The organism is Pandoraea sp. NPDC090278, assembly GCF_044772185.1.
Lineage (GTDB): Bacteria > Pseudomonadota > Gammaproteobacteria > Burkholderiales > Burkholderiaceae > Pandoraea.
This window is the reverse complement of record NZ_JBIVYJ010000024.1, coordinates 1-9,029: the sequence shown is the minus strand read 5'-3', so window position 1 is coordinate 9,029 and position 9,029 is coordinate 1. Positions and strand designations below refer to the sequence as shown.

General features: G+C 55.1%; 9 protein-coding genes. 7 read left to right on the top strand and 2 right to left on the bottom strand.

Annotated elements, in window-relative coordinates; genetic code table 11:
* Positions 1-218: 218 nt before the first annotated feature.
* The 6 genes from ACIQWO_RS27165 (at position 219) to ACIQWO_RS27140 (ending at position 7,313) form a co-directional block, all read left to right on the top strand.
* The gene (locus ACIQWO_RS27165) at positions 219-1,133 is read left to right on the top strand and encodes a hypothetical protein (protein WP_402830817.1); all 915 of its coding nucleotides are present in this window, start codon (positions 219-221) and stop codon (positions 1,131-1,133) included.
* 69 nt (positions 1,134-1,202) lie between these two features.
* Positions 1,203-1,658, top strand: a complete 456-nt coding sequence (gene ssb / locus ACIQWO_RS27160; protein ID WP_402830815.1) for a single-stranded DNA-binding protein — start codon at positions 1,203-1,205, stop codon at positions 1,656-1,658.
* Positions 1,659-1,828: 170 nt separating this feature from the next.
* Positions 1,829-3,052, top strand: coding sequence for a hypothetical protein (locus ACIQWO_RS27155; RefSeq protein ID WP_402830813.1), 1,224 nt, complete (start codon positions 1,829-1,831; stop codon positions 3,050-3,052).
* A 168-nt stretch (positions 3,053-3,220) separates the two neighbouring features.
* A complete protein-coding gene (locus tag ACIQWO_RS27150; RefSeq protein ID WP_402830812.1) occupies positions 3,221-3,886 on the top strand; it encodes a hypothetical protein in 666 nt (221 codons plus the stop codon).
* A 184-nt stretch (positions 3,887-4,070) separates the two neighbouring features.
* Positions 4,071-5,099: a tyrosine-type recombinase/integrase gene (locus ACIQWO_RS27145; RefSeq protein WP_402830810.1), complete on the top strand. Its 1,029-nt coding sequence runs from the start codon at positions 4,071-4,073 to the stop codon at positions 5,097-5,099.
* Between the two features lie 852 nt (positions 5,100-5,951).
* On the top strand, positions 5,952-7,313 hold the full coding sequence (locus ACIQWO_RS27140; RefSeq protein WP_402830808.1) for an ankyrin repeat domain-containing protein: 1,362 nt from the start codon (positions 5,952-5,954) through the stop codon (positions 7,311-7,313).
* 36 nt (positions 7,314-7,349) lie between these two features.
* On the opposite strand, the gene ACIQWO_RS27135 is transcribed toward ACIQWO_RS27140, so the two are convergent.
* A complete protein-coding gene (locus ACIQWO_RS27135; protein WP_402830806.1) occupies positions 7,350-7,991 on the bottom strand; it encodes a LuxR C-terminal-related transcriptional regulator in 642 nt (213 codons plus the stop codon).
* 136 nt (positions 7,992-8,127) lie between these two features.
* On the opposite strand from ACIQWO_RS27135, the gene ACIQWO_RS27130 reads away from it, so the two are divergent.
* Positions 8,128-8,430: an H-NS family nucleoid-associated regulatory protein gene (locus tag ACIQWO_RS27130; protein ID WP_402830805.1), complete on the top strand. Its 303-nt coding sequence runs from the start codon at positions 8,128-8,130 to the stop codon at positions 8,428-8,430.
* 193 nt (positions 8,431-8,623) lie between these two features.
* On the opposite strand, the gene ACIQWO_RS27125 is transcribed toward ACIQWO_RS27130, so the two are convergent.
* Positions 8,624-9,029, bottom strand: a 406-nt coding sequence (locus ACIQWO_RS27125) for an integrase core domain-containing protein (protein ID WP_402830803.1), incomplete at its 5' end; no start/stop codon positions are given.

The following is a 9,029-nucleotide window of genomic DNA, read 5'->3' as shown; positions in this document are numbered from 1 at the left end:
CGGCTTCTCGCAGGAAGCCAATGATCTGCTCTTCGGTGAATCGCTTTTTCATGTCCAATCTCCTGACTACGTGATTGGACTCTAAATCGCCGCGCTACTCAAATCGGGGGAGACGTCGGATCCTCCGTCAGGGTGTTGCTCTCGCGACGCTTGGCAAGGAATTGACGGGGCGAGTTGTATCTAAGCAAGTTGCGACGGCATCGTCTTCTACGGCAGGCGTGAAAGCTGAAAGCGTTGCTAAGCCTACGGCAATGCCCAAAAGCTCCCCGGCCGCTGGTCCCTTGAATCAACGGACAGTGCGGAAGGAAGATGCCCCGGAAGTTGAACCAGTGGGTAAGGCGGCCAGCGAGAAAAAGTCCTTTCGAGTGGCAAATGCGCATGCGATTCACTGCGTGCGCCGAAAGTCCATCAAGTTCTCGCTTTATCTCAACGACGGCGTGATTACTCGTGTAGTTCAGAAGGACCGAGTTTCGCTTGCGGATTACACCCGCGAGATTGCGAAACGTCGGCAGGAGGTATTCGGGTTGGCAGCAGCGTTGGCATACACGGAAGAGGAGCTTTCGATTCGCAAGTCTTCTGGACATGCGAGTACGAAGGCAAATGGGAAGTCGGCCGCGTCGGCCATGAGCACGGATGCCGAGGCGGATGCAGCCAACGTATGCGATGCCTTCGTCGGCGGTGGTGACCCGATCTCGATGGATGACTTCCCTCCGTATGCATCCTTTGACGACGTACCGTCGTGGACTGATGGAGACGAAGGGCGCCCTTACGAAGAAAAAGTTGTCCCAATCGAATCTGCACGTTCGATTCGTGCGGAGCAACCAACTTGGGAGCCTTCTACGTACGTCGGCAGGATCCAATACATCGGACCTGTGAATCGTGAAGGACGGAAAGCCTTCAAGACGTTCGGTTTGGAACTGAAATTGGACTCTGGTGAAACGAAGGAGTTTTACGGCTACGAACTCAAGGAGCTTCAGACGAAGCAGTCGCTGTGCAAAGGCGACCGCATTCAAATCCGTAAGGGACAGGAGAAGTTCCAGAAGGACACCGATAGTGGCCCGGAGATCCGAACCAAAAATCTCTACGAAGTTGTTGTGCTGAGTGAGAGCCCCTTGAACGGGACGAATCACTGAGACCAGCTTAGACAACGGGGGGCATCTGCCCCTCGTTCCTCTACCAAAACTAAAGACAGGAAATAGTTAATGGCTTCCGTCAACAAAGTGATTCTCGTCGGCAATCTGGGTGCAGATCCAGAGGTTCGTTACATGCCGAGCGGCGATGCAGTAGCCAATATTCGTCTAGCGACGACAGACCGCTACAAAGATAAGCAATCAGGAGAGATGAAGGAACTCACGGAGTGGCACCGTGTGTCGTTCTTTGGACGACTCGCTGAGATCGTCAACGAGTATCTGAAGAAAGGCGCTCCGGTTTACATCGAGGGCCGTCTTCGTACTCGAAAGTATCAAGGGCAAGACGGCACCGATCGCTACAGCACGGAGGTTGTTGCCGAGCAGATGCAGATGCTTGGCGGCGGAGGTGACGGTGCTCGCCGCCAGAGTGCACCACCGAAGCGTCAGGGCGGTGGTGGTCGTCAGCAGGCGCCGGAAGATACATCTGGAGGCGGGTTCGACGACATGGATAGCGACATTCCGTTCTAGAAACTACTTTTTATATAAGGATACCTAACTAATAGTGTTTATATAAAAGTGCAGCATGGAACGCCCCTCAGGGGGCCTTCCTAATGCGTGCTGAGGCACCCATTAGGAATGGCTCGCGGCGAGTCTTCACGCCTTTTTTATTTGCCAATTCGTGGCAGGAGGCATACACCATGATTGATTCGGAAATGCGCGTGGACGTCAATGCGGTCGACTGGATGGAGGTTCTACCGTTTTACATCCAAGACGCGAAGATGCTCAGCGGACGTTGGGGGGCCTGTCCGTTTTGTTCAGGCGAGGATACCTTCCGTATTGTCTGGAGACGGAAAAGTGATGGGAACACAGGCTGGTACTGCGCTAAATGCGGCACCGGCGGCAACCCAGTGGCAGTTATTCACGAAGTCACGGGCAAGCCTTACGGCGAGATTTACTACGAACTGCGCGAGAAGCGATATAACCAAGGGAAAGCGCCAACTACGTTTCATCCTGTGGTGAGCGCTCGTTCGGAAATGAGTCCTGAGCAGAAGCGCAAGATCCTGCGTGCGACTTGGGATCGAGGAGTTTCTATCACCGAAGACTCACCGGTGTGGAAGTACCTGAGCAGGCGAGTGCCGGGATTGAAGATTGAGTGGCTGGGGCCCGACGTTCGTTATCATCCTGGGCTGTCGTTCAAGTCGCATGATGGGAAGGACGAAGGGAAGTTCCCGGTGTTTCTTCAGAGGCTGGTCGGCGCCGGCGACAAAGTAGCTCGTACGCTTCAGCGTTGCTATCTCACCCCGGATGGCGAGAAGGTTCCATTTCTCAACGGCAAGGGAAAGTCAGCTGCAAAGAAGCAAATGTCGTCGCCAGACGGCCCTGCTGGTGGTTCTACGCGGCTGAATAACGCCGTGTCGCGGACCTTGGCACTGACGGAAGGAGCAGAGACTGGCTACGCGGTCGTTGCGAAGTTCGAGAATCGCATCGAAGTGCGGAGTCTGCTCGACTGTGGAAATCTAGCTCGGGCTGACATTGATTGGAGTAACTACGACCGCGTGATCATCTTTGCTGACCGCGATCGTGAGCAAGAGCGCCGGGGCGTATCAGGGAACGGCAGCACAACCGGGGCAACTAAAGTACGACCCGGGGAGTTCCACGCTGGCATTCTTGCAAAGCAACTGCAGGCTATCGGCAAACGGGTAACCGTTATTGCTTCAGTCGTTGAAGGTGTTGATTTCTGTGACATCTGGTCGTTGCAGTACGCGCGTCGTGCGGAGGTAAGCGCATCTCGCGCGCGTGTGAAATCACGTAGCGGAAGGAGCGGTACGTCCAAAGAGCTCCAGGGTGGAAATTCTCAATTGAGCTCGCTTCGCGCTCAAGGGGGCGGGTATTCGACACCTGGCCAAACGGTGGCAGCATGAACCTGAAAGTGAGGTCTCCCTTAGGGGAGGCCTCTTTTTTTTATCCTTTGGAAACCAATACAATTCGGTATACGCAGTTAAAGTACTGCGACTGGGTGCCGTTATTCCAGCCGTCACGCAGATTCCTGAAGTGGCTCTGCAAAGCCAATCGTAAAGTCGGAGGGGTTCATGAAGCGAAACGCACTAGCGTCTGTGGTAGCGGCCGGTCTTGTGTTGGCCGGGTGCGGCAGTAAGCAGGATGCAAACGAAAAGAATTTCAGCAACGCGATGAGTAAGTACCTGGCAGCGAAGGGACAGTTGTGTTTGAGTGCCCAGGCATGGCCAGTAACTGTCGACCAAAGCGACCTCAGAATGATGAGCTCTATCCCGACCGGCATCGCTGGCAAGATGGATGCACTCGAAAAGGTCGGGCTCCTTGCTCACGAGAGCGTTCAGGTCGATGCAAAGGACTTCTTCGGGAAGAGCACCGGCGCTAAGGTGACCGTCCTACGATATTCGCCGACCGAAGCCGCAAAGCCGTATATGGTGACCTCGCAGGAAACGGCGTTCAGCGTCGACGGCCCTAAACAGGTCACGAAAGGGAGACTCTGCTTCGCGAGGGAAGAGCTTGACGCCGTCGTCAAATGGGAAGGGCCGATGAAGTTTGGCGACTATCAGGAAGCGCGGGTGAAGTACAAGAGCAAGATTGTGGATGTTGCCAAGTGGGCACAAGACCAGGCAGTCCAGAAGGCATTCCCAATGACGGCATCAAGTTTGGACAAGGCGGGGAAATTGCAACAGCACTCCGTCAAACTAACTAGTGAAGGTTGGGAGGCCGTAGGTCTCGATTCCTGAGATCGGCTTTCAGTAAGATCGTTGAGTTAATATACCGGAAGCGCCTCATTAACCCACACCATCGCTGCCCCTAACGGGGCAGCCATTGTCTCCAACGCCGAGGGTCTCCGCCAACCTCAGAACGATCACGGTTGGCCGTAAATCCGGCTTGGGCGCCGCTGGAGACTCGTGCTAGGGGAAAACTGTGGAAGCAAACGAGAAGGGTATTCAAGCCGATTTCACTGGTGCAGGTGCCGATTGGGAAGCTGCGCCGGTAAGTGCGTTCGAGCGTTGGCTCGACGAGGAAGCGGTAGGGAAGGACGGAACTCCCTACTCGGACGTCTCCAAGGCTCAGAAGCTCTCGATGTTTCGAGTATTTGTTCGACATTTATCTGACCTGCGTGTCACTGTGCTCGGCGTCGGTAGTGACCACATCGCCCAGTTCTTGACTTCGCTATCCGGCCAGCACGAGATACCAGCACGGACCCTTCGAAAGGACAGCGATGACTCCTCCATCCGTCCCGCAGCGGCCGAAATTACTAAGCACCGCTACGTCGAGTTGATCGACTCGGTGATGAACCACCTCGTCGTCTGTGGACACAGGACCTCGAATCCGACCTTGGTCGCCTCGCGGGTTGTCAAACCCCGTGCCCCGGATCCGACCCCGGTCTTCCTGGACGAGTCGCAAGACAGGACACTACGAGACTGGCTGGTAAATGACATCGACACAGCTAAATGGGTTGGCCGTCGTTCACAAGCCATGCTCACGTTCATGCTCGGTTCAGGTGTTACCAGCGAACAAGCCATCAATGCATTGCGGAGCAACTTTGCGCTAGCCGGCGCATCGGCGACTTACGCTGTTCCGGCAAACGAGAAAGAGGAGGGCTACCTCGTTCCGCTATCTCCGTTTTGCGTACCAGTTATCAATGCGTGGTTGATGGAAGAGGAGGGCGGGGCGTTCGTTTCAGATTCACTGGCATTCCCAGCTACGCCGGGCGGTGTCGCTATGTCGCACGTTGCTTTGTATAAGCAGGTGCGCGCGGCGCTCTTAGCAATCGGCTTTGACGGAAATGACGTCGGGCCACGGGTCCTTCGATATACGTACTGCCGTCGACAGTTGATGGCAGAGCGCCATGTGGAAGATGTGCAAGCGTGGATGGGGCTAAAAACTGATCGAACGATTCAGCGCGTTTTGCGGACGCTCGTAAGAGCGCGGAAGGGACTTCCGGTTTGAAAGCTATTGATATTGGAAAGAGAAGGCTCTTAAATCCGCGCGCGACAGCGTCCGGTACAATTCAACGGCTTCAACGTCATTTGCAGCCCTAAGTGGTTACATTCGATAATCCACTGTTGAAGTGTGTTGCTAGCACGAGAACCAATTTTTACGCCACTTACTTTCTCGCCTGACAGTAATGGGCGGGAATACCCTAATACGGAGTCGAATGTGACTTGCCGTTACGCGATATTCGCAGGAGCCTGAAGTTGAAGCAAATTTGGGTGAAAGAGTGAGGGTGAAACAGTCGGGCTTTGCAAAGCCCACAGTCATTTTGTCTCAGCACACCATTACCGGCTTCAATTCGTTGCACACAGTTGTTTGCACACGTAACCGCAAGCGTCCCTGGCACCTCCGGCACCGAGCGCCCGCATCTCGCTTCCCTCGTCTCCGTTCCTCTGCCGTCGGTCAAGCTCAGGTACACAATAATAGAAGGGCGCTTGATCAATGCGCCCCGTTAGTAGATCTCTCTATATGACAGGCCTCCCAAGAATGCGAGACCTTACCAAAGAGACCGCCAATTGGTCTTCGCTGCTCTCATCCCTGAAGTCGACGTGCTCTTATTCGGAAGTACAAGCTTTAACACTTGAGAAAGCGCAGTGGACCCTCTCTGCTCCGGTAGCCCTAGCTGCTTGGATCGACGCTTTTGCTCCACATCTCCGCGACAAAGATCGACTCCACGTCCTAGTGGAGGGATCACCGTACGGATACGACATCGCCGATCGAGGGATTTGGTATCAACTGCTACCGGTCCTTCTATCTTCACCGGCGCTTCGCGTTACCGTGACGCTTCTAGCTCCGTATAGCAGGGCATTGAAGATTGATGCGGAGGAGGACGATGCTCCATCTTTCAGCGGATCATTACCGCCGGCTTCCATCGCATATCAGTCGATGGAAGCGTACCTGAATGACAACGGCGCCCAGAATATCGACTTGGTCGTGGCATTCCAGACTCGAGTGACGATGCGTGAGGGATTTTTGCTGAACCCCCGGGTTGTCCAAGCGCTCGGAGAGCACGACGTTCGCATTGCCACCAGTTCGTTCGGTGAAGAGGATTTCCATCACGAGAGTTGGTTTCTCGCAATGAACGGCTTCTTGGGTGAGCGACGCTTCGTCGAAAACCCGCTTCCACCAAGACCTGAGACACAGGAAGACAATTCCGTCTGGAGCAAGGTTTTGTGGGAGGTAAATAAGCCGTTCCCTGATGAGAGCTTTCGATGTGATAGCGCGATGCTTGCGCGATACGAAGCTTTCGTCGACTACATGGAAGCGATTGCTGAAGAAGACGGCCGCTGGCCAGAGCAGTTCTTTCTCGGCGAATCCCTTGGTGTCGCCGCGCATCCTGACGGGGACCGAGATCTTATCGGGCTTCCGATCAAACTTCTGGTCGACATCGTCGACGGTGGCATTTTCAGCATCGATGGAGATGGCTACTCGCCCAGCGAGGTGGACATCGATGGATACACCGTACCCAAACGGCTGCTGATGCAGTATCCCCGTTCGCCCCGCTTCAGGTTTGAACGGGCTTTGTGGTCTGTGGACGTCGCCCGAGATATCGAACGTGCTCTCGTGGCCAACCGAGTTCGCTCAGATGGGATGGACGAGCACACTCGTATCGGAGAGGATGAGTTGCAGTATGTGGAAGGGTTTGTTCAAGCAAGTATATCGTCGAAAGTGACCGTGCCCACTCCCAACGCCGAGCATCTCTTCGCCGCAATTAGAAACGGCGATTTGTCGGCCGTTCGTAGAGCGCTTTCGGTGGATCCAGACCTAATACTCGCAGTAAACGCCGACGGAGAGGTGCCGAGTTTCGCGGCCGTCGAATCAAGCACCGACATCATGGCAGAACTTATCGGCCGAGGGAGTGATGTGGCATACGTTAATGCCGACGGCTATCAGTTGATACACGAAGTAGCGAAGCGAGGAACCCCGGAAGCGGCGGCGTTGCTTCTTGCCCAGGGCGCTGATGTTGATGCCACGGGCCCGCTAGGGTGGACACCGGCACTCCTCGCTCTTCTGAACGCTCGTTACGCTGTTCTCGAAGTACTCGTGCGAAATGGAGCGCGCCTAGACATCGAGAACGCCATCGGTGTATCGGTCGCTGAGGTTTACGCTCAAACGCCAATCCCAGAACATCTGCGAAGCATGATGTCGCAGCGCATCTTGCCCCACTAAATCGCCGTCACGGACGTCTTGCTCACTGCTTCCCGCTTAGCTTGGATCTCTCACATAGTCGAGCCTGAGCGCGATCGCGGTGAGCTCCTGTGTAGATCTCGCACCGAGCTTTTCCTTTAGCCTCGCTCTGTAGACGCTGACCGACTTCACGGAAATGTTCATCCGCTGAGACGTTTCCGTGAGGTTCAGGCCGTGCCCAATTGCGATAAGAGTGTCCAGTTCCCGTCCGCTCAAGGCGCGCGGTTGTTTTCCGTCCGATTCATTAGCAAAGTGATTGGTCAATGCTTCAGTGCCCAGGGCGTGCACGTACTTGCGCCCGGAGCATATCTTTCGAATCGCCTCCACTACGTCTCCGGCTCGATCGCCGCAACCAATGACTCCTCTTGCCCCAGAGGATAGCGCACGGACTGTGCGTGTTGAGTTTCGCGTACTGTCGAGTGCAAGAATTGGCACCTTCGCATAACGCCTGCGCACCTGCTCAAACAATGCTTCCGTAGCGACGTCGTGAATGTCCAAATCGAGGATCAGGACGTCCCAAGTGCGGGCCTCCAAGGCAAAGAGCACATCGCGGGCTGTCTGCATGACTTCCGACCGCGCCGCAAAGTTGGCGGTCAGGATACTAACCATTCCTTCGGCACGAAGTATGTCGTCGAACACGAGGAGGGCGTGGAATTGCATATCGAGGTCCCTGAGGCAGAGTATTCAGGCGAGCGTATTACGAAAACGCATGCATGCAAGGCTCTAGTCGCACGCCGATAAGGGGGCCGAATGGAATATAATTTTGGGTACAATTCTTCCAATTTTGGAGTACCGAATGTCGAATTACCAAGCGCTTGTGAAAAAGCGTGAAGCACTTGAATTGCAGATCGAGGAAGCTCGCCTTAAAGAGGCAGCACAAGCAATCTCGCAATGTAAATCCCTCATCAGCGAGTTCCAATTGACTGCGAAGGATCTCGGGCTCACAGTGCCGCGTCGGATTGCGCCAGATTCCGTACGAAAGGTCGAACCCATCTACCTCGACAAGGCAACTGGGAAAACTTGGTCGGGCCGTGGCCGTAGGCCTGATTGGGTTCCAGAAGAACCTGCGAAACGACGACGCTTTCTGATCAAGAAGTAAGGCCTCAAGACCTTTCCGGAAGGTGTCAGCGGTTGCTTGTGACGTGTCCCCGGAATATCCGTACAGGTCAAAACTAGAGGTAAAGTTGCTTCTCAGCGCCCCGAACGGGGCGAGGAGTCGCCATGAAACGCTCGAGATTTACTGAAGAGCAGATCGCCTATGCGCTTGACCTGCCTGATTTCTTCAGACCGATTCAATCTTGGGGAACGGCCTCGATTGCTTCAGTTGAACAGTATCGCTGCTTAAACTCGTTGGGCGTCGGATAGGCCAGACTCGAATGCGGCCGAATGCCATTGTAGTGACGCCGCCATTGCTCAATGACGACCTTGGCCTCGAGCCGTGTCCGAAACCACTCCAGGCTCAGACATTCGTCCCTGAACTTGCCGTTGAAGCTTTCATCCGTACCGTTCTGCCATGGCTTGCCGGGATCGCTCAACGCCATCTCCATGCCGTGCCGCGCAGCCCATTTCAGAATGGCGCGTGACACGAACTCCGGGCCATTGCCCGAACGCAGGTAACGTGGCGCACCGTGCAAGCTGACCAGCCGTGACAACACTTCAATCACCCGCCCCGAGCGAATCGACCCTGCCACGTCGATA